The organism is Gracilibacillus sp. D59 (assembly GCF_052246695.1).
Lineage (GTDB): Bacteria > Bacillota > Bacilli > Bacillales > Amphibacillaceae > Gracilibacillus.
In genome coordinates, this window is sequence record NZ_JBQQCK010000001.1 from 712,880 (window position 1) to 737,606 (window position 24,727).

Here is a 24,727-nt window from a genome sequence, read left to right on the forward strand (position 1 = left end):
AAAAGCCCCCCTTCGCCCGTGAACAAAACAGGTGGGACATTTCGCGTGTCCCCTTGTCCCATTCATATGCATGGGGGATTGGTTATATGTTTCTGTTTTGGATATGGTGATGGGTAGCAGCTTTGGTTAAACGATTCATAATCGCGTCACCGATTCCTACTTGTGGATAGGTTTCGGCTAGGATAATGTCGACGTTAGTGTCATTGAAGTACCTTAGTGCGTAGTAAAGGTTAGTGGCTACTTCTGATAAGTCATCTCTATTGCCACAGCTATAGCTGATGTCTGCTTGGAGCAAGTTAACTAACGGTTTACTGGCGATAACACCGACTTTTTTCCCTTCTTGTTGATAAGAATTGATGTGCTTTTGAAAAAAAATTTGATCACCATCTATTAATACAAGCGGAGCATCGGGTTCATAATGGTTATATTTCATTCCAGGTGATTTCGGCTGTTTTTCTTTTAGTGATCCTGTTAGTTCAACTGTACCAGCCACGTCCTCTATTTCCTGTTTTGTTACGCCACCAGGTCTTAGAATAACTGGTATATCACCTGTTGCATCCACCACTGTTGATTCCAGTCCAACTCCTGTAGCACCACCATCGATAATACCGGCGATTCTACCATTTAAATCTTGATAAACATGCTCGGCGGTCGTTGGACTCGGCTTTCCCGACAGGTTAGCACTTGGTGCGGCAAGGGGTAAGTTCGCTTCTTGTATCAACGCCCTGCCGATTTTATGATCAGGAACTCGGATCGCCACAGTATCCAATCCTGCAGTTACCGTATCCGCAACTGTCCCATTACTTTTTAAAATAATCGTAAAAGGACCAGGCATAAAATGATCAATTAATGTTTGCGCCATTGTGGATATCTCTGTTACATAATGCTTGATTTGACTTGGATGATGGACATGGACAATTAACGGATTATCAGCTGGTCTCCCTTTTGCTTTAAAGATCTTCGAGACAGCAACTTCACTCGTTGCATCTGCACCTAATCCGTAAACTGTTTCAGTGGGAAATGCCACTACTTCTTGATTGTTCAATAATTGAGCTGCTTTTACTAATGACTGTTTGCTTGCATCAAATTGTTCTGTTTTCATGGTTATCCCTCGATCTAGATATATTCTAACATTATTATGAAGTTATCAAGAAAATAGTGCAAGCACCTTTCATTACCCACAAGCTTTTCCACAAAAATCACAAAAAATGTGTACAAAATTGATATTTATACACATTTTTATTAACAACATATGATTTTTTTGCCTATTTTAAATTAGTTATGCACATGTTTTTGCACATTTATATGAGTCTTTGTGTATAAGTGTCGGTTTTATCCACATCTTCCAGTCTAGTTATCCACCATGAGGCTTGTAAAGATTCTTCTAAAACCTGATCTGTCAGGTTATAACCCAGTTGTGTTAATAACTGCTCAAGAACAGCTGTTTTGCTGTGGATAATTAGGGATGTAGCCCCGTAACTTTGTGTTAACTTTTCCGCTGTTTGAATAATAGTGACTGGCAGTAGAACAGGTGCATTTCGTTTCATGATTAAACTCCGCAACCAATAAGTATACCGATCAACAGGAATAAGTGAAAAAAAAGCGGCCGGTTTTCCTTGTTTATAGAGGAAATATCCGTATTTTTTCATATCTACTTCTTCAAAATGAGGCACCTTTTCATCAAAGAAAGCATCAAATTCCTTTTGCTCCAACTCTTTTGTTGGTATTAATTCCATCCTCTCACCTCTATCATTTTGTCTTACTATTAATCTATGACAAAATGATAGATTTATGATTAATTAAACCATTTTAAGAAGAAAAATGTGTATTCTACTTCATCTTCCTTCTTTTCCTTTTCATCTTCTTTTTTCTTATCTTCTTGTTTTTCTTGCTTTTCTTCTTCTCCATCTTCAGCCGCTTGTACTGTTGTACCAAATGAGAAATCTAAAAAACATAACGGTGGAAAAACGACACACCACCAATTGGACCCTTCTGCTTCCCCTAATGTAATTAGGATCGCTTCATATTCACCTGCTGGGTAGAGATAGTTATCATATAGTTTCGTCGGAAATTCAACATCTTTGCGGTATTCCACGGTATATTTAATTGGATCTTTTGCCACGGTATCTTTCACGATTTGATCGATATCGTCAATGCGAGAGGAAATAAGCTGCCTCGCTTCATCTATATCATCCATTTCCTCTACCCATTTCGTTACTTCTTGATTGACTGCATCCCTTACTGCGTGTTTCATCTCCTGATCTTTCTCGTTATCACTGTTTGCTAAAATCCTTAATCGGATCGCTTCATCTGGAATAACTTGATAGGATTGTTCATGACTTGTCACTTTTTGTGGAAAAAAACCTATAATTAAAAAGATAAGTACACTAAATAGAATAAGCTTTCGCATTTTTAAATCCCCCTGTAATTAGCGTTTGCTAGTCACAGTGTGGACAACTACGAAAACTTTTAAACTTTTAATCTATTATTTTTTCTGTTGGGGATAGATATACCTACCCAAAACGCTGAGTGTTCCGTGGCTTTGTAATTAAGCGAGTAGACCAATAAACATTAACCTGAAAAGTATATGGGAGATGTATTCTCGTGGACAAAAGAATGCAATTTCCTTGTAAAGTGTCCATAAGAGACGTTCTTATGGACAAAAAAAATATTTTCCTTTAAATGTGTCCGTAAGAGACGTTCTTATGGACAAAAAAGAGGATTTTTCCTTAAATGTGTCCGTGAGAGTCGTTCTTATGGACACAAAAGTGGATTTTCCTTTAAATGTGTCCGTAAGAGCCGTTCTTATGGACACAAAAGTGGATTTTCCTTTAAATGTGTCCATGAGAATCGTTCTTATGGACACAAAAGTGGATTTTCCTTTAAATGTGTCCGTGAGATATGTTCTCGCGGACCAAGATATATGTTCACGCTCATGTATTACGTTATTGCGCGAACAATACGGTCCTTTCCATTCATATCTTGAAAGGTGGTTACTTCACTTTTAGGAAATTGCTGCTTGATCAATTTGGTAATAGCTTTTGCTTGTGTATGGCCGATTTCGAAAAAGATCATGCCTTGTTTGTTTAATACCTGTCCTGCCTGGTGGATAATTTGTTGATAAGCGGCTAAGCCATTTTGATCTGCAAACAACGCCATTTCCGGATCAAAATTTCTTACGGTTTCCGACAAGTTTTCCGCTTCCTCATAAGCAATATATGGCGGATTAGAGACAATAATATCGACTTTTTTTCCTTGTTCGATTAATGGATCTAAGAAGCTCCCCTGATAAAATTTAACCTTCGCTGTATGTTTGTCCGCATTTTTTTCGGCGATTATTAATGCATCTTCGGAAAGATCAGTTGCAAGCATTTCAACCTGTCTATTTTCCCACTCTTTTACCAAAGTGACCGCTATTATACCACTACCCGTCCCGATATCGACACAAGTAAAATCGAATTTATCCACAGCTTCTGTTACACATTGGATGAGCTCTTCGGTCTCCGGTCTCGGAATCAGGACATGCTGATTAACATCGAAGCTACGTCCATAAAATTGCTCGACACCGGTTAAATGTTGGACAGGAACTTTTGTTTCGGCATGTTGTTTGACCTGCAGCTGAAAATGATCCAACGTTTCTGCATCAATCGGCTCGCGTAAGTTAATAATTAAGTCTGTCTTTGTCCAGTCTAATACGTGTAAAAGGAGAATTTCTGCCACTTTTGATTCACAGTTATGTTTTTCTAAAAAAGAAGAAGCCCATTTCAGGGCCTCATGAACAGTCGTTATTTGCATGTTACTCACCGATTTCTTCCATTTTCTGAGCTTGTTCTTCGATGATAAGTGCATCAATTACTTCTTCTAGCTTACCTTCTAAGATTTGATCAAGCTTCTGGATGGTCAGACCGATACGGTGGTCTGTGACGCGGTTTTGTGGGAAATTATACGTTCTAATACGTTCAGAACGGTCTCCAGAACCAACCGCAGATTTACGTGTTTGGTCATATTCCGCTTGTGCTTCCTGTTGGAATTTATCATAAATACGTGCACGTAAAACTTTCATTGCTTTTTCTTTGTTTTTGATTTGTGATTTTTCGTCCTGAATCGATACGACAGTTCCTGTTGGTTCGTGCGTTAAACGGACAGCAGACATGGTTGTGTTTACCGATTGACCACCAGGGCCACTTGATGCAAAAGTGTCAACACGAATGTCCTTCTCATGAATATCCACTTCTACTTCTTCTGCTTCCGGCATAACGACCACAGTTGCTGTTGAAGTATGAATTCGTCCTCCTGATTCTGTTTCCGGCACACGTTGGACACGGTGGGCACCATTTTCAAACTTTAATTTGGAATAGGCGCCAGTACCATTAATCATAAAGACCACTTCTTTAAAACCGCCAACTCCTGTTGTATTGGAATCCATTATGTCAATTTTCCAGCCTTGTGATTCAGCATAACGGGAATACATTCTGAATAAATCCCCGGCAAAAAGGGCTGCTTCGTCCCCACCAGCTGCACCTCGGACTTCCATGATAACGTTTTTGTCATCGTTCGGATCTTTTGGCAATAATAAAATTTTCAACCGTTCTTCTAGCTCTTCTTTTTGTTCGGACAGTTCTGAGATTTCCATCTTTGCCATCTCGCGCATTTCATCATCGAGATCGTCTTCCAGCATTTCTTTTGCATCATCTAACTGTGCAGTGACATCTTTATATTCACGATAGGCCGTAATAACGTCCTGCAGATCTGATTGTTCTTTCGAATATTCTCTTAATTTTTTCGAATCATTAATGACTTCCGGGTCACTTAATAATTCATTTAATTTATCATAACGTGCTTCTAACGATTCTAAACGATCTAACACGTTCTTCACCTCTTTCTCCGATTAGCAAAACTTCACTATGATACAGTATATTACAAAACAACGAAGACCGTCAAAGTCCACTAATTATGAGCTTTTAGTTTACTTTTCGGATGATTTGGTACATGGTGATGATGTCGGCATCTTGGTTCATATGCTTCTTTGGCACCAACTAAAATAACTGGATCATCATAGGAAGCAGGACTACCATTAATTAAACGTTGCGTTCTGCTTGCAGGTGAACCACAAACAGGGCATACTGCATTTAATTTTGTGACAAATTCACTAATTGCCAAAAGTTGTGGCATCGGTCCAAACGGTTCGCCACGGAAATCTGTGTCCAATCCCGCAAGCACAACACGATAGCCTCTATCAGCTAGTTCTGAAACGACGTGGATGATATCATCATCATAAAATTGCACTTCATCAATTCCGATTAAATCAATATCGTCTGTGACATCTTCTAATATGTCAACTGCTCGCTCGACGGGTTTCGCTACCAGTTCTGATCCATTATGAGAAACGACACTTTCATCTTTATAGCGATTGTCTATTTGTGGTTTATAAACAGCAACAGAGAGGTTACCATATGTTGCGCGTCGTACTCTACGAATTAATTCTTCTGATTTGCCTGAAAACATGCTTCCGCATATTAGCTCAATCCAACCGGCATGCTTCATAATGTGCATGATAATGTTGCCCCTTCCAACAGTTATTGTTTCTCTATATTTAAACATTTTATCATGTTTTTCGTGATAATATGTAGCTGATTACAGCATCTATTCTTGAAACATCAAATAAAAAACAGGCAAATTTTTGGTGCATTTGCCTGTTTCAAGGATTTTTATCCTATTATATCTTCGTACATTGAAAAAATACCAATTAGCTAAGGTTGTATTTTTTCTTGAATCGGTCAACACGACCGCCGACTTTGTCAGCTTTTTGCTTACCAGTATAGAACGGGTGAGAAGCTGAGCTGATTTCTACACGGATTAATGGGTAAGTATTGCCATCTTCCCATTCAATCGTCTCTTCAGATGATGTAGTAGATCCGCCTAGAAATTTGTAATCAGAGCTTGTATCAAGAAATACAACTTTTTGGTATTCTGGATGAATTCCTTTTTTCATGTCTGTCCACTCCTTTTGCCCTGAATCCTTAGGAAACAGAGTTAGATTCATGCTTCGCGAGCATTTTTGCCATACAGAAGAATTATAACAACCTGATCCACTGTTTGCAAGAGAATTTTGTAATTTCCATCATTAACTTGTTTTCTTCGTACCTTTACGCTTCATTTCTTCTTCTAGAACGGATAAGAATTCCTCATTATTTTTCGTTGAGCGTAATTTACGTAAGAAGCGCTCTAAGAAATCTGGTGCATCTTGCATACTTTTTCGAATCGCCCACATTTTTTCTAGATGGGTTTTCGTAACAAGCAATTCTTCTTTTCTAGTACTTGAACGTAAAATATCAATCGCAGGGAAAATACGACGTTGTGCTAAATTACGATCCAAGTGTAGTTCCATATTACCTGTACCTTTAAATTCTTCATAGATGACGTCATCCATACGCGAACCTGTCTCTACTAAAGCAGTTGCTAGAATGGTGAAGCTTCCACCATCTTCGATATTTCTAGCAGCACCGAAGAATCGTTTTGGTCTGTGGAAGGCAGCCGGATCGATACCACCGGATAACGTTCTCCCACTCGGCGGGATTACAAGGTTATAGGCACGTGCCAGGCGTGTAATACTATCCATAAGGACTACTACATCTTTTTTGTGCTCGACAAGTCGCATCGCGCGTTCTAACACTAATTCTGCTACCTTAATATGATTTTCCGGTACTTCATCAAATGTTGAGCTGACAACATCAACATTCTCACCAACAGAACGTTCAATATCTGTTACTTCCTCAGGACGTTCATCGACTAAGAGAATGATCAATTTTGTGTTTGGATGATTTTTGGTAATACTATTTGCGATTTGCTTAAGAAGCATCGTTTTACCTGCTTTAGGCGGTGCAACAATCAAGCCACGCTGGCCATAACCAACAGGAGTTAACAAATCCATTATTCTTGTCGATATCAGTTTTGTATCTGTTTCTAGATTCATTAGACGATCTGGATATAATGGGGTTAAAGCTGGAAAGTGAACACGCTCTTTCGCTGCTTCCGGATCCTCACCATTTACCGCGTCAACATGTAACAGTCCATAATAACGCTCATTTTCTTTTGGTGGACGTACTTTACCAGATACTTTATCACCATTACGTAAATCAAAACGACGGATTTGTGATGCAGAAATATAAATATCCTCTGCACTTGGCGAGTAGTTGATCGGACGTAGGAAACCAAAGCCTTCTGTCGGAATGATTTCTAAAATACCATCCATAAATAAATAACCGCTTTTTTCAGCTTGTGCTTTTAATATGGAAAATATTAGTTCTTTTTTTGTTAATTTCGCATAATAAGATACTTTAAATTCTTTGGCTTTTGCATAAAGATCTTTTAATGTCATTTGTTCTAGTTCAGAAATTGTTACTTCACTCACAAAATCACCACACCTATTTTTTATTATATATTCCATCTTCATTTAATTTTCGAGATTAACTGTTTGTAGATTTTTAAACGTGGGGAATCTAATCAATGTGACGAATTGATATTTCGATTTTTATTATACATTTGTTCTATCTATCAATGGTCAATCAGTATATGGAAACTCAATGGGAGCACCGAGATCGCTTGAAATCTCAAGAAGAGTATGAGATGGAAGCACCTTCATCCAAAGCGTTTACAGGATGATATTGGAAGAACTCAATTACTTGGAATAAATGAGTCAATTATATTCTTTCTATATAGTACATGGTTACAACTATATATTCAACTAATTTTTATGAAAAAGTGATTTTTTCGTAAATTTATTGTGAAATTTTAAGAATGGGCAAGAAAAACTCATTTTACTATCTTGTTCACACATAATTAATAGTCGATAAGAACTGCAAACTTAAAATTGATTCCCTTCATCCTAGTTTTTGATGCGTGCTGGCATACGCTACGGCAAGATACTTCGCTTTCCACGGGCACGGCCTCAGCCTCCACAGAAACAAAAGACGTTTTCTTGCGGGGTCTTCGGACACGTGCTGGTCCCGTAGGAGTCTGCGTATCTTGCCTCCGCTCTGTATAGTGTACTGATTTTTGAACAAGCGAATACACGGGAATTGGTTTCCGAGTATTTCCACTTTAAAAAGATTGAGTCATGTTATTAACGTAGGCAGAATACGGAGACTCCTGTGGGAACAGCGCGAGCTGAAGATCCACTTGGTAAAGCGAACTTCTTTACCAAGTTAGCTGAAGCCGTGCCCACGGAAAGCGAAGTATTCTGCCGGAGCGAATGGCAGCACTCATCTCTAATAAGAATGGAAGGAAGCATCCCTTATATGCAAAAGCAAAGAGAGACCCCGAGGCCTCTCTCTTTAGGAATTTTGAAATTGTTGTATCTCTTTTTCCGTCATTTCTTCCCTCCAAACTCGTGCGCCGAGCTCTTCTAATTTCTCTGTTAGGTTGGCGTAACCTCTATCGATATGTTCTAATCCGGTAATTTCTGTTATACCATTTGCCATCAGTCCAGCAACGATAAGGGAAGCACCCGCTCGTAGATCACTTGCTTTTACTTTGGCACCTTCTAATTTCGAAGGGCCTTGGATAATGGCAGAACTTCCTTCTACCTTAATTTGAGCATTCATTCTGCGGAGTTCATCGATATGTTTAAACCGTGCTTGATAAATGGTATCTGTAACAACCCCTGTACCATCAGCTTTCGTCAATAATGCTGTAAAAGGTTGCTGCAAATCCGTTGGAAATCCAGGATGTACAAGGGTTTTGATATCAACACTTTTTAGTCCTTCTCCTCTGTGGATGAGCAGTTGCTCTTCCCCTTCCTCAATATGTACACCCATTTCTCGTAACTTCGCTAACAGTGGTTCAAGGTGTTGTGGGATTACGTTATCAATCAATACTCTTTCACCTTGAGCTGCAGCCATTATCGTATAGGTACCTGCCTCAATTCGATCAGGAATAATCGTATGCATGCATCCCGTTAACTGCTCTACACCGTCAATTCGAATTACGTCCGTTCCTGCACCTTTAATTTTCGCACCCATACTGGTTAGTAATGTCGCCACATCAATAATTTCCGGTTCTCTTGCCGCGTTTTCAATAACCGTACGTCCTTTTGCTTTCACCGCTGCAAGCATAATATTGATTGTTGCACCGACACTGACAACATCAAGGTAAATTCGCGCACCTTTCAGTTCTTTTGCTCGCAAATAAATAGCACCTTGTTCATTTGTTACAGTTGCACCAAGAGCCTCAAAGCCTTTAATATGCTGATCGATTGGTCTCGGCCCCAGATAACAACCGCCAGGTAAACCGATCACTGCTTCTTTAAAACGCCCAAGCATGGCGCCCATAAAATAATAAGACGCTCGCAATTTTTTAACACGTCCATTTGGCAAAGGCATAGCGGTCATCTCTGCAGGATCAATATGCACCGTATGTCCTTTACGCTCTACCTCTCCACCAATTTCTTCCAATAAACAACTTAAAGTTTCTACATCCGAGATATCTGGTAAACCTTCAATAATCACTTTTGTATCTGCCAATATAGCTGCTGGCAACAACGCTACCGCACTATTTTTCGCGCCGCTAATACGTACTTTTCCATTTAATAAATGACCGCCCTCTACAAGCAACTTCTGCATACATTATTCCCTCACTTTCAAGGATTCCTTTAACCACTGTCAACATCAATATCATAATTATAGTTTGCGCAATACCTACCAAAATTATGTAATCAAAATCAAACTTAAAATCATTATATCTCATTTTCGAGTGATTTCAAACAGAAGAATAGTACAAGGGTACAGATGGGTCACTTTTGTTTTGGTGGTTTATTTATTTACTATTTAGATTTATTATCAACTTCGGGCTCTTTACTATCAACTTTCCGGAATTTATTTTCAACTTCAGTTTTGACTGCATAAAAAAACCATACTCACTTAAGAGTATGGTTTTTGAATTAATTTATGCTTTACTTGAAGAACCGAATTCGCGCATTTTTCCGATAACTGTATCTTTAATCGCGTCACGACCAGGTCCTAAGTATTTACGTGGGTCGATCATTTCTGGGTTCGCTTCTAATACTTCACGAACTACTTTAGTTTGTTGGATTTGGTTTTCTGTATTTACATTAATTTTAGAAGTACCGTAAGAAATTGCTTTTTGGATATCCGCAACTGGGATACCAGTTCCACCGTGAAGTACTAATGGTACTCCAGCTACTGTGTTGATTTCTTCCATTTCTTTGAAGCCTAAGTTTGGTTCACCTTGGTAAGGACCGTGAACTGAACCTAATGCTGGTGCAAGACAGTCAACTCCAGTACGTTGAACTAGCTCTTTACATTCGTTCGTATCAGCATACATGATGCCACCTTGTACACCATCTTCATTACCACCAACTGTACCAAGTTCTGCTTCAACAGATACTCCGTGGAAGTGTGCAAGTTCAACTACTTTAGAAGTTACAGCAATATTTTCTTCAAACGGATCGTGTGACGCGTCAATCATTACAGAAGTGAAACCTGCATGGATTGCTTTTGCACAAGATTCAAAGCTTGAACCATGATCTAAGTGGATTGCTACAGGAACGGTTGTACCTTGTGCTTCCATAGTAGCTTTTACCATCGCAACTACTACATTGAAACCACCCATGTATTTTCCAGCACCTTCAGATACACCAAGGATTACCGGTGATTTTTCTTCTTCAGCTGCTTGAAGAATAGCTTGTACATACTCTAGGTTATTAAGATTAAACTGACCTACAGCATAACGATTTTTATTAGCTGTTTCAAGCATTTCTTTCATTGAAACTAATGGCATAATTGCTCCTCCTTTAAGGTATGTATATACAATTGATTTAACAATCGATCCTCTTTCGAAAGATTGCACCCATTAATAGAATACCAATTCCGACAAAAAGGTGCAACAAAACAATCGACAGAAAACGCTTACCTCGTCAAATTTCTAATAATCGCTCAAAAACGGATGAAAATTTAATCATCTATTCCAAAATATTCTTCAACAATAGGCGAATGTCATTTAATTGAAATGGTTTCCCGATTGTCTTCTTTACAGATTTTAAATTTTGCACATCATCTTCTGCTTTTTCTGGCAAACCACTCATCATAATAGTTGGAATTACAATATTATCCTCTTCCAGTTTTTTAACTAAAGTAGGACCATCGATAATAGGTAACTTATAATCTAACATGATTAGATCAGGCTTATTAGTCGTAACTTTATCTAATGCTTCTTTACCATTCACAGCCAACTCTACTTTATATCCCTCTTGTTGAATCACTTCTTCTAGTAACAGGCGAATACCTATTTGATCATCTACTACTAATACTGTTTTGTCCATGCTTGCCAGCTCCTTTATGTTTTTCTAAATATATATATAGTTGCTTGATTAATAATGTCCATAAATTGCGAATTGGCGTTTATTTTGTAATAAGCCCTTTTTCTTATAATTCGATATGATAGGCGAAAATCCTGCAATATTCGTAGTATTTTATAAAATTTGTTCTTTCTTATGGATGAAAAACAGCAAAATTAACTAGTTTATTTTGAAAAAGAAATCGCCATAGCAAGGAACTATGACGATTGGTAAAACGGAGCGTATCCCGATTTTATTTGTTAACAGCTGCATTGATGAAGCCATTGAATAGCTGTTGTGGTCGTGTTGGTCTTGATTTGAATTCTGGGTGAAATTGCGATGCAACGAACCAAGGGTGATCATTAAGTTCGATGGTTTCCACTAGTTTTTCATCTGGGCTTGTCCCTGAGAATACAAATCCGTTTTGTTCCATCTGATCACGATATTGATTATTAAATTCAAAACGGTGACGGTGACGTTCGTATACAATGTCCTCATTATTATAGGCTTCTCTTGTTTTCGTCCCTTCTTTTAAGCGGCACGGATACAAGCCTAAGCGTAACGTTCCACCAAGGTCAGAAACATCTTTTTGCTCTGGTAAAAGATCTATAATTGGATATGGCGTATTCGGATCAATTTCAGCTGAATTTGCACCTTCTAAGCCTAATACATTACGTGCGAATTCAACCGTTGCAAGCTGCATACCTAAGCAAATACCTAAGAAAGGTAATTTGTTTTCACGTGCAAAACGGATTGATTCAATCTTACCTTCAATACCACGATCACCAAAGCCACCTGGTACTAATAATCCATCAACATCTGCTAATTCATTTGCCACATTCTCAGCACAAACTTCTTCTGCATTAATCCATTTCACATCGATATCTGCATCATGTGCAAACCCTGCATGTTTTAATGCTTCTACAACAGAGATATATGCATCAGGTAATTCTACGTATTTACCAACAAGTCCAATTGTTATTTTTTTCGAAAGATTCAATACTCGTTCTACTAGTTGATTCCATTCTGTCATATCTGCCTGTCCACAATCTAAACCAAAATGGTCACATGTTAATTGATCGAGTTTTTGATCTTGCATAGCTAACGGGATATGATACAAGGTATCAGCATCACCTGATTCGACAACTGCCTTTTCATTAATATCACAGAATAAAGCGATCTTCTCTTTCATTTCCTGGCTTATTTCATGCTCTGTACGTAAGACAATAACGTCTGGCTGTATACCTAATGAACGCAATTCTTTTACACTATGTTGAGTTGGTTTTGTCTTTAGTTCACCTGCTGCTTTAATATAAGGTACTAACGTACAGTGGATATACATGACATTTTCTTTACCTATGTCACTTTTTATTTGACGGATTGCCTCAATAAAAGGTAAAGATTCAATGTCTCCGACAGTACCACCGATTTCGGTAATGACGATATCTGCATTTGTTTGTTTCCCTGCTTGGAATACTTTGTCTTTAATTTCATTCGTGATATGTGGAATAACTTGGACGGTTCCACCTAAATAATCTCCACGACGCTCTTTTTTGATTACGGTCGAATAGATTTTACCTGTTGTGATGTTACTGTATTGGTTTAGGTTAATGTCGATAAATCGCTCATAGTGACCTAAGTCCAAGTCTGTTTCAGCACCATCGTCTGTTACGAATACTTCACCATGCTGGTAAGGACTCATCGTTCCTGGATCGACATTGATATAAGGGTCGAACTTCTGAATAGTTACTTTTAGTCCTCTGTTTTTTAAAAGGCGACCTAGAGATGCTGCTGTAATCCCTTTTCCGATGGAAGAAACAACACCGCCAGTTACAAAGATATATTTCGTCACACTGTATCCCTCTTTCTTTTATAATTGTTCTATCTTTTGGCTTAGTATTCTGTTTTTATACTAAGCTTCATGTAAAATTGGTTCACTCCAATAAAAAGTGTTTCAGGGATATATACTCTCTATCCGTATATTCCCCAATTAGTACAGAATATCATTTAATTATAATTGCTTTCCAAAAAATAAAAAGCGCTCCCCTTAAGCAGGGGAACGCTATGTATTTTCCATTAAATTATGGAGCCCAATAAAAATTTTACTCAGAAGCTTATCGAAAGTCAAGTATACTTTAATAGTTATTTTCTATTTCATAATTGCCTTAAATCGATCGACTATATTTTCTACAGTAAATCCGTACTCTTTAACTACTATTTCACTTTCTCCTGATGCACCAAATTCTTCAACACTTACCACATCTCCGTTATCTCCAACATATTTATGCCAACCTAAAGAAGAGCCCATTTCAATTGCTAATCGTACCCTTAAATGATCAGGCAAAACTTCATTCTTATACTCGTCAGGTTGTTGTTCGAATCGATCCCAAGAAGGCATGCTGAGGACGGTAGCGTAAATATTATCTTTGGCAAGAGCTTTTTGCGCCTTGATTGCTAAAGAAACTTCTGAACCTGTTGCTAACAATATCCCATCAGGTGATTCCTGTTCAGAAATTATATATGCCCCTTTACATACTCCTTCCTCCGCTTGTTCCCATGATTTCGTTAAAGTTGGTAGCTTTTGTCTAGTTAATACTAATGCATGTGGTCTATCAGTACTTTCTATTGCTAATTTCCATGCTGCTCTCACTTCATTTCCATCTGCAGGGCGGATAACCGATAGATTTGGCATAGCTCTGAAAGAAGCTAAGTGTTCTACAGGCTCATGTGTCGGTCCATCTTCACCTACCGCAATACTATCATGGGTTAATACATAAGTAACAGGCACTTTCATTAAGGCAGATGTTCTTATTGCTGAACGAAAATAGTCCGAGAATATAAAGAATGTACCACCATACACATTTACTCCACCATGCAAAGCCATCCCATTTAATGCAGCACCCATAGCAAACTCTCTAACACCAAACCAAATGTTGCGACCAGTATAATTATTTGCTGAAAAATCTTGTTCATTATTTATTTTAGTTTTATTTGATCCGGATAAATCCGCAGAACCCCCAATAAAATATGGTATTTGTTGAGCGATTTCATTTAGTACTTTGCCAGATGCATCTCTAGTTGAAATACTATCAGAAGATGAAAACACAGGCATGGACTTGTTCCATTTTTCTGGGAAATGTCCTTTTATTGCAGTATTCAATTCATTAGCTAATACCGGATAAGCAGTTTGGTAGTCTTGCCGCAACTTGTTCCACTTCTTTTCTTTTTTCCACGCTTCTTCTTTCTGTAATTGGCAGAATTCCTTTACTTCATTTGGTATTGTAAAAGGCTCATCATATTTCCAACGATAGTTTTCTTTAACTAATTTCATTTCCTCTTTTCCTAACGGGACACCATGTGCTTGTGGAGTGCCACCTTTATTTGGAGAACCAAAGCCTATTGTTGTTTTGACTTCTATTAGTGTTGGTTTTTTTCTATTTTGTTTAGCTAATAATATTGCTTCATTTATCTCTTCTATATCATTGCCATCTTCCACTTTTATTACTTGCCAACCATATGCTTTATACCTGGCTCGTATGTCTTCTGAGAAAGAACGGTCTAAATCTCCATCTAACGAAATATCATTTGAATCATAAAATACAATTAATTTTCCTAGTTTTAAGTGTCCTGCTAACGAAGCGGATTCCTGTGAAACACCTTCCATCAAGTCTCCATCACTACATAGACAGTACGTAAAATGGTCAATGACCGGGTAGCTTTGTTTGTTATATTTAGCAGCAAGAAATCGTTCAGCCATTGCCATACCAGTTGCCATAGATATTCCTTGACCAAGGGGACCTGTTGTAGCTTCAACACCTATGGTATGACCATATTCAGGATGACCTGGCGTTTTGCTTCCCCATTGCCTGAATCTCTTAAGTTCAGCCAAAGAAAGACCATAACCATAAAGATGTAACAAGCTATAGAGTAGAGCAGATCCATGACCCGCAGATAAAACAAATCGATCTCGATTGAACCAATTTGGATTTTCTGGATTATGTTTTAAGTGCATGGACCATAAAACATGTGCTGTTGGCGCTGCACCCATCGGCAAACCAGGGTGACCAGAATTAGCTTTTTCTATCATATCTATCGACAGCATTCTCATAGTATTAATCGTTAGTTGATCGATATTAATAGTAGACTCCATTGTTTTCACTCCTTATTTCGGAACCTTTTCCCAATCTGCTAAGAATTTTTCAATACCTATATCTGTTAATGGATGGGTCCAAAGCTTAGGGAATAAAGAACCTGGTATTGTTGCAATATCTGCACCAGCTACAGCAGCATCTTGTAAATGATTGATATTACGTACACTAGCAGTAATAATTTCTGTTTCATATTTGTATTCTGTTAGTATTGTTTTTAAATCTTTCACTATGGCAATCCCCTCTGTTCCGATATCATCAATTCTTCCAACAAACGGACTTATATATGTCGCACCGGCTTTTGCTGCCATTAAACCTTGAGCTGCAGAAAATACTAAAGTAACATTTGATTTGATTCCTTCATCAGACAACTTATTCACTGCTCGCAACCCTGCTTCCGTCATCGGAATTTTCACAACTACATTTGGCGCCCATCTTGCAATTTCCCTAGCTTCTTTCAACATATCTTCGGTTTCTAATCCAATAACTTCCGCACTGACCGGTCCGTCTACTAATCTACATATTTCTTTTATCACTTCTTCAAAACCTCTTCCTTCTTTAGCAATAATAGATGGATTAGTAGTGATACCATCCACAAGCCCCAACTCATTTACTCTTTCTATTTCTGCTATATTTGCAGTATCAAGAAAAAATTTCATTGTTCTCCTCCTCGAATCTAAAGCTATCATTCTAACCTTTTTCGCAAAGGCTTAACATTTTGTTGAAGTTAAAGACTTAAGCTATGTGTGGATTAGGATGTTTGCATTTCACATATCTTAACTGTTTACTTTCACCATTTAGTATTAACGAGTGCGTCGTATAGTTTGATTCGGCATCTGTTTTAATACCATCCAATAAAATATTTTCCGTAATACCTGTTGCAGTAAATAAACATTCGTCTGATTTTATTAAATCAGAATGTCTTAAAGCATTTCCAGGATTATTAATCCCCATTTCAACACACCTATCGTATTCTTTTCTTGATTGTGGTAATAATCTAGCCTGCATATCTCCATTTAAACAATTTACCGCTACAGCTGCTACTACACCTTCTGGAGCCCCACCAATTCCATAGAATAAATCTATTTCTTGATCATCTATACAAGTAGCAACAGCATACGTGATATCTCCTTCATCAAACAAATATACCTTGGCACCCATCTTTCTTATTTCTTCAATCCATTTACTATGTCGCTCTCTTTTTTGAATTAATACTTTAACATCCTTTATATCTTTATTATTTGCTTCAGCTACCACTTGAACATTTTCTGTTAAGGGGGTATTAATATCTATTTTACCTTTTGCTTTTGCCCCGACTACTAACTTTTCCATATACATATCCGGCGCATGCAATAGTGCTCCGCTCGGCGCTGCGGCAATTACAGTAAACGCATTATCCTGACCATTTACAGTTGAATTCGTACCCTCAATTGGATCAACAGCAATATCCACTTTGGTTCCGAAACCAGTACCTACTTGTTCTCCGATATACAACATTGGAGCATCATCTAATTCTCCTTCGCCTATAACAATTCTCCCATTTATATTAATTTGATTGAGTGTATTACGCATTGCATTTGTTGCATCTCCATCAGCTTTTAGCTTCTTTCCGCTTCCTACCCAAGGAAATGAAGCTATGGCTGCTTGTTCCGTTACCTTAAGAAAATCAAATGCTAAATTTTGCAAGGCGTTAACCTCCCTTTCCTGTACAAACTACAGAAAGTTATTTTGAAGATTTTGTAGTAAATTCATTTTCTTTTTCTGTAATTTTCTTCACTTTTCTTTCAGATCCTCCAGACCAAAACGAATTGAGATAAGCCTCCACAACTTTTTTACCAACTTCAGGACCAATGATTTGCGCACCCATCGTCAGAATTTGTGCGTTATTACTTAGTTGAGCTCTTTCTGCAGAGTAAGTATCATGGCAAAGTGCTGCACGAATACCAGGGTATTTACAAGCAGCAATCGCAACACCAATTCCTGTTCCACAAATTAGAATACCTCGTTCCACCTTATTTTCACTTATATCTTTTGCAACTCGAAAAGCTACATCAGGATAATCTACCGCATCACACGAGTAACATCCATAGTCTATAAATTCATATTTTTCATTATCTAAATACTTTTTAATCTCTTCCTTCAATTCAAATCCATTATGATCACTACCTATTGCTATTTTCATTTTTTTTCTTCTCCTTTCGTTTTTAATTGTTTACAGTTTTATTTTAAAATAATACTTATTGTTTTTCAATGTTATTTTTTATTTATTTTCGTTTATATGGGAATTATTTAAATAATTAGAAATCAATCAGTATAATTCGAAAATAAATTTACTTTTTTCTCTGCAAATAAATAATTAACGAAACTTGTTATTAATTTCGTTTATTTTCATTATGTGATACAATTATGGGAGAATGCATAACTTTAGTATTAAAGGGTGATAATATGAGTAAAATGTTTGCAACCGAGCGAAGAAATGCTATCTTAGAGATTTTGCAAGATAAAAAAAGAGTCACTGTAAAAGACCTTTCTAAAATATTAAATGTTTCAGAAGCCACCTTGAGAAGTGACTTATCCAATATGGAAAAGAAAGGTTTACTAACAAGAACACATGGTGGCGCTGTTCTTGATTCTCCTATAAATGCTGAAAATACCTTTTCTGCTCGAGAAAAGAAAAATAAAGAAAGTAAAATTGCGATAGCAAAGAAAGCTATGACCTTCATCCATGATAAGGACTGCATCCTTCTGGACGCCAGCACAACTGCATTAGAAATTGCCCGATTATTAAAGGATCAGAATATTCGTCTGACAGTACTGACAAACGGTATTTCTGCGGCTATCGAGCTACGTGATAATCCTGCCATCACAGTTATTCTATTGGGCGGTATGCTTAGAAATGGATCCATGGCATTAGAAGGACCTTTTGGCACTAGTATCTTAAATCAGATTCACGTCGACACCATGTTTACTTCTGCAAGAGGCTTCACTCCAGATGAAGGATTAACGGATTTCAGCGTATACGAAGTAGAGTTAAAAAAGGCCTTAATTAGCAAAATTGAAAAAGTTGTCGCTATTATAGACCATACGAAAATAGGGGATAACTCCATCGCATCCTTTGCCAGTATTGAAGACATCGATGTTTTTATTTCTGATCAAGATATTGACGATAAACTGAAAGAAGCTTTCCAAAATAACAACGTCGAATTTATCTTATAATATAAATAAACAGATAGTGAACTTCCTTTTTCCATAGGAGTTTATACTTTTATTTAATCTAAAAACAGAAGGGGAGAGTAATAAGCCCCTTCTGTTTATTATTATTTAATACTTGATAGATTTTTTTGAAAGCATTCCATTATCAGAAAGGCAGAAGTAGCTCCTGGATCTTGAAATCCTTTTGATCGATCCCCTAATCTGCTCGATCTCCCTTTTTTGGATACCATATCTTTAGTAGATAGCATTCCCAGTTCAGCATCCTTTAATGCCTTATCCATCGCATGCACAAAAGATTGACCATCCCTCTGTAACTTCAAGGATTGGACAAACGGGTCAATAGTATCTATCATAGTCTTATCACCAATCTCCGCTTGTCCGCGTTCTTTAATGCCTTCTCCAAAGGCAATCCAAAAATCAAATAAATCTTGATCTTCAAATTCTGATTTACCTTTAAAAACTTTACTCCCCCTCAAAAAGCCAGTGGCATACAGCGGACCAACAGAGGAACCAACAGCATTCAGAAAGGTTTTAGCTACTATTTTACTGATCTCTCCCCCATCTGCTTCTTCCTTTAATTCATCATCCAACTTTTCCTTTACAGCTTGCCAGCCAATTGACATAGTAACACCATGATCACCATCCCCTAGTTTTCGATCTAAATCAGACAGATAACCTTTTTCTTGTTCGATCATCTCAATAACATTATATAAGTATTGTTTATACTGATCTGTTGTATAGATCATAACATCTTCCCCCGTTCCTTATAATTGTGCATACATCGGGCAATCGGCCACTAAATCAATCAATTCCACTAATTCATCATCTAACTTAGTGAGGGTAACAGAACACCCCCCCATTTCTAACGATGTACTGTAATTCCCTACATAAGATCGGTGAATTTCAATACCTTCTTCTTTAAGTATTTGTTCCACTCTTCTAAATACTATGTAGAGCTCCATTTTCGTGGTTGAGCCTAACCCGTTTATAAGGACAGCAACTTTATCACCTTTTGAAATTGTAATATCATTTAATATATCGTAAACTAATCGGTCAGCCACTTTATCAGCTTTCTGTAATTCGCCCTTTTCCACACCTGGCTCCCCATGATGGCCCAAGCCAATTTCCATTTCATTATCTTCTAGAGTAAAACTAGGTTCATTTGTTTGAGGTAAGTAACATGGGCTCAAACCTACTCCCATTGTTCGAGTAACATCGTTGGTTTTTTTTGCTACTTCTGCTACCTCTTTTAGGCTGTACCCTTTTTCAGCTGCAGCACCAGCAGCTTTTGTAACAAAGAATTCTCCTGCAATACCTCTTCGTTTTTCTATTTCATTATGGGGAGCAGAGGCTACGTCATCATTTACTACGACGAGTTCTACATCAATATCCTCCTCTAATTCAACTAGTTCCGCCGCCATTCCAAAATTCATAATATCACCAGCATAGTTTCCATATATATATACGACACCATTCCCTTTGTCAATTGCTTTGGTTGCTTCTACAATTGGATCTGGAGGTGGGGAGGCAAAAATATTCCCTACTGCTACGCCATCTGCCATACCTTTTCCGACATACCCCATAAAAGCAGGTTCATGACCTGATCCTCCTCCTATCAGGATACCGACCTTATTTTCACGAGTTTCACTTGCAATAACTATTGAACGTTTATTTTCTTCTAACTGTCTTACTTGCGGATGCGCCTTCACATACCCATCAATCATTTCATCAACTACATCATTTGGATTATTTATTAATTTTTTCATTCATACATCTCTCCCCCAAAATATTGATTAAGAAATATTTGCAGATCTGCAAATAACTTAAGGTACTAGGACTACCTTGAGTGAATCTCTCCCATTCTTAACCATTTGAAAGCCTTCTTCAAAATCTTCTAGTTTTAATTGATGTGTAACAACACCTTCTGTAGGAAAATCCCCGTTCGCAATTCCATCAATAACTATAGGATAGCAATACGGCCCTAGATGTGAACCTAGCACGTCAAGTTCTTTGCGATCCCCAATAATACTCCAGTCAATTGTTACTGGGTCCTTAAAAACACTGAATTCTACAAATCTACCTAATTTTCTAATTGCAGATAAACCTTGTTCTACTGATTTCGGATGTCCTGTAGCTTCGATGTAAATATCACATCCATATCCATCTGTCATGTCTTTTATAATTTGCACTGCATCATCCTTAGCAGGGTTAATAGTTAGATCAGCGCCGAACTTCTTAGCAAGTTCCAATCTATCATCAATTAAGTCTAATACTACTAACTTTCCTGCTCCTGCTTTTTTAGCTGCACCAACCATGCCTAGCCCCAATGTACCTGCACCTGCAATTACAACGGTATCTCCTATTTGAATCTGTGCCCTTTGAACAGCATGTAATGAACAAGCATAGGGTTCTATTAATATGGCTTTATCAATTGGTAGATCCTCTGGGACTTTATAATTGATTGCTTCTTTTGTAAATTTCATATATTTCGCCATACCACCGTGGACATTATACTGAAATCCATATAAGTCATGCTTTTCACACATCCAATACTGGCCTCGATTACAAAAACGACAGCCCCAACACGGTACTATCTGCTCCGATATAATACGATCTCCCATTTTAAAACCTGTTACAGCATCCCCAAGTGCTACTACTCGACCAATGAATTCATGACCCGGTATTACAGGTGCTTTTATATAAGCCGGTTGATAGTCGTCCCCCCAAAATGAAACAGCACCAGCATGAGCTTTTGCATCACCAGCACAAATCCCGCATGCTTCTACTTCTATAATAATTTCTTGGTCATTTTCAAGCTTTGGAGTATCCACTTCTTCCAAGCGGTAATCCCCAGGTCCATACGCCACAACCGCTTTCATTTTCTCTGGTATTGTTTGATTATTTGTCATATCTATCTCCCTCTCCTTAAGGTAATGTTGCAGTTACCTTTTTATTTTCTATACGTTCACCTGTTTCAACATCAAAGATATGAATTCGATCTGTATCAAATTTTATTTTTATAGGATCACCAGTATCAAAGGAATAAATTTCTTCAGAAACTATACTTAAAATGTTATCTTCTTCGATTTTAATATGAATTCTGCATTCCTCACCTAGATTCTCAAAAACTGTCACATTAGTATCAATCGAGCAAGGGAGTTCATCCACTATTACAGCTATATCGGTGGGTCGAATCCCAAAATGATATTCTCTACCTTCTTGAACAAATTCCACATATTTGTCAGGCACTTTAAACTGTAACTTTTCATTTTTGGACGTGAAGTACATTTTTCCATCTTCCATTTTAGTATAAACACTAAATATATTCATAGGTGGTTCTCCGATAAAACCAGCAACAAACTCATTTGCTGGATTATTAAAAACCTCAAGCGGTGTACCAAATTGTTGCAGTACACCATCTTTAATAATGGCAATCCGATCTGCCAAAGCCATCGCTTCCAATTGATCGTGCGTTACAATAATAGTCGTACACTCTATTTCATTGTGGAGATGTTTAATTTCGGTTCTCATCTTTTGGCGGACTTTTCCATCAAGGTGTGAAAGTGGTTCATCTAGCAAAAGTACTTCTGGCCTTCTAATTAACGCCCTTGCAATATTTACTCTTTGCTTCTGTCCGCCAGATAACGCACTTGGACTCACGTGCAGCAGGTCTTTTATGTCTAGTAATTCCGATATTTTTTCTACTTCTTCCTTAATTTTTTGTTTTGGTACACTTTTAGCTCTCATGTTAAAACTAATATTTTCATAAACTGACAACGGTGGATACATTGCATAATTTTCAAACGCCAGCCCAATATTGCGATCCTTTGGATGTAAATCATTTATTTTACGGCTACCAATCCATATATCACCAGAAGTAATATCCTCTAAACCAGCAATCATTCTTAAAGTTGTTGATTTACCGCATCCGGACGGTCCTAGAAGTGCAACAAATTCCCCATCAGTTGTTTCAATATTTAAATCACTAACGGCATGTATTGGCTCTTTATTTTTGTAATAAGTTTTATATAAATTACCTAATTTTAGCTTTGCCATACTACCTCTCCCTTAGCATCTTTGATAAATTTTGAAAGAAGGTTAATTTTGTCGGATCCAAAGAACATTGCTTTACTGATATCTAATTTAATATATATAGGCTGATTCATATCAATTTGTAAAACAGATGGTACAACTAACCTTATCTGGTTACCATTCTTTTCGATAGTCAAAACGGCTTTTGCCCCTAAAGGCTCAAAGCTGTAAACGGAACATTCTACACTATGTTCACTTTCCTTCGAAAAGCTATATTTAATATCTTTAGGTCGTATACCTACCCGAACATCTTTTGTATTTTTATCCAATTTCCTTTTTACTTGCTCTGGTATGTCTTGTTTTTTAGCTTCCTCGAAAATAGATAGTTGCTCATCTTCTGTGACAATCGCATCGAAAAAATTAATTTCCGGTTCTCCAAAGGAACCTGCAACAAATTCATTATGCGGATAATAATAGATATCATCAGGGGTTCCGATCTGTTCTACTTTCCCTTCATTGAGAATTGCTATTTTATCACCTAAACTTAATGCTTCTAAATAATCATGTGTGACATATATAGTTGTTGTATCTAGATTTTTTTGCATTTCTTTAAGTTCTGCTCTCATCTGGTGGCGAAGTTTAGCATCCAGGTGTGTTATTGGTTCATCCATAAGAAACACATGGGGAGTTCTAACTAGGGCCCTTCCTAAGCCAACACGTTGCCGTTGTCCGTTTGATAATTCTGAAATATTTCTTTCTAACAAATGATCAATTTTTAATATACTGGCAACCCTTTTCACTTCTTTTTCTATGACTTCTTTTGGCTCTCTGTATTTTGGACTTTTAAGCGGTGAAGCAATATTTTCAAAAACGGTAAAGTGCGGATATAATGCATAATTTTCAAAGACCATTGCAATGTTTCGGTCTTCTGGTTCCACGTGATTAAAGTATTCACCATTCAAATAGACATTTCCGTAATCCGGTAAATATAATCCTGCTATAACATTTAACAAAGTTGTTTTGCCAGCCCCAGCCGGACCAAAAATAACGAAAAATTCTTTATCTTTTACCGTTAAATTTATATGGTCCAAGGCTACATCTTTTTTGAATTTTTTAGAAATTGATTTCAATGTAATATCTGCCACCTTTTTTCCTCCTTTCAATTATCCTTTTACAGATCCCATACTCAAACCACGAACAAGGTGCTTCTGGATAGATAAAGCTAATATAATAATCGGCAATGATGATATTAAGACTGCACCTGCCATTTGGCCATAATGCACAGTATCAGATGCGACATATTGAAGCATTGCTACTGTTGTCGTTGTTACATCTTGTCCTGCTAACAATAACGAAAATGTGAAATTGTTCCATACAAATATAAGGGATAACAATGCTGAAGCAACTAATCCTGGACGTATTAACGGCATAACTATTTTCATAAATACTTGCCACCATGAATAACCATCAAGTCTGGCAGCATTTTCTACCTCCACTGAAATATCCTCGAAGTAACCTCTTAAAATCCAAATCAATAAAGGGAGCGACAATACTTGGAACACCCAAATTAAACCTACATAAGTATCATAAAGCCCTAATTCCTGGTAAAGAAGGAACAAAGGTAAAACAACTAATATTTCTGGAGCAAATCGGAATGATAAGAATGTAAATGCAATTCCTTCTCTCCCTTTAAAATCAAACCGGGCAAGCGCATACGCTGCTGGTACTCCTACAATTATCGATAGAGTAATGGCTCCAAAACTGACAATAATATTATCTAAAAAGTAACCTATATATTCACCATCGGAAAATAGAGCGCGGTAGTTTTCTAATGTTGGCGTGAATATAAAGGTCGTATTAAACATTTCTCTATCATGCTTGAAAGAAAGTATTACCAGCCACAGCAGTGGAAATATCGCATAGAAAGCATATAAAAGAAGTGCTACATTTTGCAAAGTCGTTATAATTTTCTTTTTCATAT

Annotated in this window: 23 protein-coding genes; 1 reads left to right on the plus strand and 22 read right to left on the minus strand. The window is 37.4% G+C overall.

All coding sequences use genetic code 11. The annotated features are described in order from the left end of the window. Positions 1-82: 82 nt before the first annotated feature. The 16 genes from ACTWP4_RS03175 to rpiB form a co-directional block, all read right to left on the minus strand. Positions 83-1,102 carry an L-threonylcarbamoyladenylate synthase gene (locus ACTWP4_RS03175; protein WP_443127303.1) on the minus strand — a complete coding sequence of 340 codons (1,020 nt, stop codon included), beginning with the start codon at positions 1,100-1,102 and terminating at the stop codon, positions 83-85. Between the two features lie 199 nt (positions 1,103-1,301). Beyond that, complete coding sequence (locus ACTWP4_RS03180) at positions 1,302-1,736, minus strand: hypothetical protein (RefSeq protein WP_443127304.1); 435 nt, start codon at positions 1,734-1,736, stop codon at positions 1,302-1,304. A gap of 59 nt (positions 1,737-1,795) precedes the next feature. Then, entirely contained in the window at positions 1,796-2,410 is a 615-nt protein-coding gene (gene spoIIR / locus ACTWP4_RS03185) for a stage II sporulation protein R (RefSeq protein WP_443127305.1), read from the minus strand. Positions 2,411-2,940: 530 nt separating this feature from the next. Then, a complete protein-coding gene (gene prmC, locus ACTWP4_RS03190) occupies positions 2,941-3,795 on the minus strand; it encodes a peptide chain release factor N(5)-glutamine methyltransferase (protein ID WP_443127364.1) in 855 nt (284 codons plus the stop codon). Position 3,796: 1 nt separating this feature from the next. Next, complete coding sequence (prfA, locus tag ACTWP4_RS03195) at positions 3,797-4,867, minus strand: peptide chain release factor 1 (protein ID WP_443127306.1); 1,071 nt, start codon at positions 4,865-4,867, stop codon at positions 3,797-3,799. Between the two features lie 80 nt (positions 4,868-4,947). Next, on the minus strand, positions 4,948-5,553 hold the full coding sequence (locus tag ACTWP4_RS03200; protein ID WP_443127307.1) for a thymidine kinase: 606 nt from the start codon (positions 5,551-5,553) through the stop codon (positions 4,948-4,950). A gap of 193 nt (positions 5,554-5,746) precedes the next feature. Further along, the gene (locus tag ACTWP4_RS03205) at positions 5,747-5,992 is read right to left on the minus strand and encodes a type B 50S ribosomal protein L31 (protein WP_443127308.1); all 246 of its coding nucleotides are present in this window, start codon (positions 5,990-5,992) and stop codon (positions 5,747-5,749) included. Between the two features lie 132 nt (positions 5,993-6,124). Then, positions 6,125-7,411 (minus strand): transcription termination factor Rho, encoded by a 1,287-nt coding sequence (gene rho / locus ACTWP4_RS03210; protein ID WP_443127309.1) that lies wholly within the window; start codon positions 7,409-7,411, stop codon positions 6,125-6,127. Positions 7,412-8,333: 922 nt separating this feature from the next. After that, positions 8,334-9,620 carry a UDP-N-acetylglucosamine 1-carboxyvinyltransferase gene (locus ACTWP4_RS03215; protein ID WP_443127310.1) on the minus strand — a complete coding sequence of 429 codons (1,287 nt, stop codon included), beginning with the start codon at positions 9,618-9,620 and terminating at the stop codon, positions 8,334-8,336. Between the two features lie 322 nt (positions 9,621-9,942). Further along, complete coding sequence (gene fba / locus ACTWP4_RS03220; RefSeq protein ID WP_443127311.1) at positions 9,943-10,797, minus strand: class II fructose-1,6-bisphosphate aldolase; 855 nt, start codon at positions 10,795-10,797, stop codon at positions 9,943-9,945. 181 nt (positions 10,798-10,978) lie between these two features. Continuing rightward, positions 10,979-11,338, minus strand: a complete 360-nt coding sequence (locus tag ACTWP4_RS03225; RefSeq protein ID WP_443127312.1) for a response regulator — start codon at positions 11,336-11,338, stop codon at positions 10,979-10,981. A gap of 268 nt (positions 11,339-11,606) precedes the next feature. Further along, complete coding sequence (locus tag ACTWP4_RS03230; protein ID WP_443127313.1) at positions 11,607-13,205, minus strand: CTP synthase; 1,599 nt, start codon at positions 13,203-13,205, stop codon at positions 11,607-11,609. Between the two features lie 297 nt (positions 13,206-13,502). Continuing rightward, on the minus strand, positions 13,503-15,503 hold the full coding sequence (gene tkt, locus ACTWP4_RS03235) for a transketolase (RefSeq protein WP_443127314.1): 2,001 nt from the start codon (positions 15,501-15,503) through the stop codon (positions 13,503-13,505). Between the two features lie 12 nt (positions 15,504-15,515). Next, entirely contained in the window at positions 15,516-16,160 is a 645-nt protein-coding gene (fsa, locus tag ACTWP4_RS03240; RefSeq protein ID WP_443127315.1) for a fructose-6-phosphate aldolase, read from the minus strand. Positions 16,161-16,236: 76 nt separating this feature from the next. Next, positions 16,237-17,187, minus strand: a complete 951-nt coding sequence (gene glpX / locus ACTWP4_RS03245; RefSeq protein WP_443127316.1) for a class II fructose-bisphosphatase — start codon at positions 17,185-17,187, stop codon at positions 16,237-16,239. A gap of 37 nt (positions 17,188-17,224) precedes the next feature. Then, entirely contained in the window at positions 17,225-17,683 is a 459-nt protein-coding gene (gene rpiB, locus ACTWP4_RS03250) for a ribose 5-phosphate isomerase B (RefSeq protein ID WP_443127317.1), read from the minus strand. A gap of 263 nt (positions 17,684-17,946) precedes the next feature. Between rpiB and ACTWP4_RS03255 the strand changes: the two genes are divergently transcribed. Then, a complete protein-coding gene (locus ACTWP4_RS03255) occupies positions 17,947-18,717 on the plus strand; it encodes a DeoR/GlpR family DNA-binding transcription regulator (protein WP_443127318.1) in 771 nt (256 codons plus the stop codon). Positions 18,718-18,818: 101 nt separating this feature from the next. On the opposite strand, the gene dhaL is transcribed toward ACTWP4_RS03255, so the two are convergent. Genes dhaL through ACTWP4_RS03285 form a run of 6 tightly spaced genes read right to left on the minus strand, consistent with a single transcriptional unit; the run spans position 18,819 to position 24,725 of the window. Continuing rightward, on the minus strand, positions 18,819-19,460 hold the full coding sequence (dhaL, locus tag ACTWP4_RS03260; protein ID WP_443127319.1) for a dihydroxyacetone kinase subunit DhaL: 642 nt from the start codon (positions 19,458-19,460) through the stop codon (positions 18,819-18,821). Between the two features lie 18 nt (positions 19,461-19,478). After that, entirely contained in the window at positions 19,479-20,480 is a 1,002-nt protein-coding gene (locus ACTWP4_RS03265; protein ID WP_443127320.1) for a dihydroxyacetone kinase subunit DhaK, read from the minus strand. A 57-nt stretch (positions 20,481-20,537) separates the two neighbouring features. Further along, positions 20,538-21,623, minus strand: coding sequence for an MDR/zinc-dependent alcohol dehydrogenase-like family protein (locus ACTWP4_RS03270; protein WP_443127321.1), 1,086 nt, complete (start codon positions 21,621-21,623; stop codon positions 20,538-20,540). A gap of 16 nt (positions 21,624-21,639) precedes the next feature. Further along, complete coding sequence (locus tag ACTWP4_RS03275; protein ID WP_443127322.1) at positions 21,640-22,770, minus strand: ABC transporter ATP-binding protein; 1,131 nt, start codon at positions 22,768-22,770, stop codon at positions 21,640-21,642. Continuing rightward, positions 22,758-23,891 carry an ABC transporter ATP-binding protein gene (locus ACTWP4_RS03280; RefSeq protein ID WP_443127323.1) on the minus strand — a complete coding sequence of 378 codons (1,134 nt, stop codon included), beginning with the start codon at positions 23,889-23,891 and terminating at the stop codon, positions 22,758-22,760. The genes ACTWP4_RS03275 and ACTWP4_RS03280 overlap by 13 nt, the downstream gene beginning before the upstream one ends. 18 nt (positions 23,892-23,909) lie before the next feature. Continuing rightward, the gene (locus ACTWP4_RS03285) at positions 23,910-24,725 is read right to left on the minus strand and encodes a carbohydrate ABC transporter permease (protein ID WP_443127324.1); all 816 of its coding nucleotides are present in this window, start codon (positions 24,723-24,725) and stop codon (positions 23,910-23,912) included. Between the last annotated feature and the right edge of the window lie 2 nt (positions 24,726-24,727).

Bases quoted from the DNA above. Each gene is read 5' to 3' on its own strand.
- ACTWP4_RS03215 (WP_443127310.1), bottom strand. From the start codon at position 9,620: ATGCAGAAGTTGCTTGTAGAGGGCGGTCATTTATTAAATGGAAAAGTA.
- ACTWP4_RS03175 (WP_443127303.1), bottom strand. From the start codon at position 1,102: ATGAAAACAGAACAATTTGATGCAAGCAAACAGTCATTAGTAAAAGCA.
- ACTWP4_RS03200 (WP_443127307.1), bottom strand. From the start codon at position 5,553: ATGCACATTATGAAGCATGCCGGTTGGATTGAGCTAATATGCGGAAGC.
- ACTWP4_RS03265 (WP_443127320.1), bottom strand. From the start codon at position 20,480: ATGAAAAAATTAATAAATAATCCAAATGATGTAGTTGATGAAATGATT.
- tkt (WP_443127314.1), bottom strand. From the start codon at position 15,503: ATGGAGTCTACTATTAATATCGATCAACTAACGATTAATACTATGAGA.
- dhaL (WP_443127319.1), bottom strand. From the start codon at position 19,460: ATGATCTATACAACAGATCAGTATAAACAATACTTATATAATGTTATT.
- rpiB (WP_443127317.1), bottom strand. From the start codon at position 17,683: ATGAAAATAGCAATAGGTAGTGATCATAATGGATTTGAATTGAAGGAA.
- ACTWP4_RS03225 (WP_443127312.1), bottom strand. From the start codon at position 11,338: ATGGACAAAACAGTATTAGTAGTAGATGATCAAATAGGTATTCGCCTG.
- ACTWP4_RS03205 (WP_443127308.1), bottom strand. From the start codon at position 5,992: ATGAAAAAAGGAATTCATCCAGAATACCAAAAAGTTGTATTTCTTGAT.
- ACTWP4_RS03255 (WP_443127318.1), top strand. From the start codon at position 17,947: ATGAGTAAAATGTTTGCAACCGAGCGAAGAAATGCTATCTTAGAGATT.
- prmC (WP_443127364.1), bottom strand. From the start codon at position 3,795: ATGCAAATAACGACTGTTCATGAGGCCCTGAAATGGGCTTCTTCTTTT.
- ACTWP4_RS03180 (WP_443127304.1), bottom strand. From the start codon at position 1,736: ATGGAATTAATACCAACAAAAGAGTTGGAGCAAAAGGAATTTGATGCT.
- ACTWP4_RS03270 (WP_443127321.1), bottom strand. From the start codon at position 21,623: ATGACAAATAATCAAACAATACCAGAGAAAATGAAAGCGGTTGTGGCG.
- fba (WP_443127311.1), bottom strand. From the start codon at position 10,797: ATGCCATTAGTTTCAATGAAAGAAATGCTTGAAACAGCTAATAAAAAT.
- ACTWP4_RS03275 (WP_443127322.1), bottom strand. From the start codon at position 22,770: ATGGCAAAGCTAAAATTAGGTAATTTATATAAAACTTATTACAAAAAT.
- spoIIR (WP_443127305.1), bottom strand. From the start codon at position 2,410: ATGCGAAAGCTTATTCTATTTAGTGTACTTATCTTTTTAATTATAGGT.
- ACTWP4_RS03285 (WP_443127324.1), bottom strand. From the start codon at position 24,725: ATGAAAAAGAAAATTATAACGACTTTGCAAAATGTAGCACTTCTTTTA.
- fsa (WP_443127315.1), bottom strand. From the start codon at position 16,160: ATGAAATTTTTTCTTGATACTGCAAATATAGCAGAAATAGAAAGAGTA.